1 protein-coding gene is annotated in these 1,101 nt (G+C 43.3%); it reads right to left on the reverse strand.

What is annotated here, in order from left to right:
• Positions 1–16: 16 nt before the first annotated feature.
• Positions 17–1,043 (reverse strand): IS630 family transposase gene (locus L2755_RS21975; protein WP_428847826.1). Its coding sequence is split into 2 segments (ribosomal slippage): positions 17–592 and positions 594–1,043, totalling 1,026 coding nucleotides; the frame shifts between segments, so codons are not numbered across the junction.
• Between the last annotated feature and the right edge of the window lie 58 nt (positions 1,044–1,101).

The raw sequence follows: 1,101 nt of genomic DNA on the forward strand, positions 1-1,101 counted from the left end.
ATACCAGTTACATTAACTAAGTTATCAATTCTGTCCACTCTCTTGAGCAGAGTTTCATTACGCATTTAGGTTCCATGATGAAGTCATTCCAAGCTCTCGTGCATTGTTTGACGATGTCTTCATATCCATTAAAGCAGCAATTTGCTAGCGTGTGTTGCCGAAGCCATTGCCAAACTTGTTCTATGGGATTCAACTCTGGAGAATAAGGAGGAAGTCTTATGATGGTTAGATTACCAAATGCCACTTCCATTCCTTTTTGATGCCACCCCGCACCATCCATCACAACTACCGCATGTCGGCCCTGTTTTGTGGCCTGTGATATTAATTTCAAGTGTTCGTGCATATATTCACTATTGGCAAATGGGGCAATGATGGCTTCTGTTGTGCCAGTTGCAGGACAGACTGCGCCAAATAAATATGCTGACTCAAACTGTTGTTGACGAACTGCCCGTGGACGAGTCCCTTTGGTCGCCCAAAGCCGTGTCGTGGTGTTTTGTTGGCCAAATCTCGCTTCATCTTGGAACCACACGTCGACGCGATCAAGTGCGACATGTCCAGGAATGTTAAGGATCGTTTCCAGTTGGAAGTTTTTTAAAAGCGTCTTGAGTCGCTTGAGATTGTTTGGGATGGCGCGAGCGAGTGGTTATCCAGGAGAAGCCTTGTTGATGCAATAGTCGATAGATATTACTTTGCTGAAACTCAACGCCAAACTCCATTTTTATAAAGGATGCCACATCTTGGGCGTTTATACGGCCTCCTTTAACAGACAAACTCTGAGTGTGTACGTAGTTTTTAAGGCTATCAAGTTGATTAGGAGAAAGCTGGCAAGGGCGGCCAAGATTGGGTTTATCATTTAACCCGTCGAGCCCCTGATTAAGATAGGCTGCTACCCACTTATTAACACTCACTCTACTGACCTTAAGCATGTCGGCGATAGCGTAACGAGAATGGCCATCAGCAAAATGTGCTAATGACAGATAGCGCATTTTCTTACGTGCTACTTTTTCATTTTTAGCGAGTGATGCAAAATCAGGGAACTTCATAAGTTTTACGGTTTATTAATGGTGACTTATTAGATCATACCTTTAATGTAATTGGTAT

The organism is Shewanella abyssi, assembly GCF_023284025.1.
GTDB classification, from domain to species: Bacteria; Pseudomonadota; Gammaproteobacteria; order Enterobacterales; family Shewanellaceae; genus Shewanella; species Shewanella abyssi.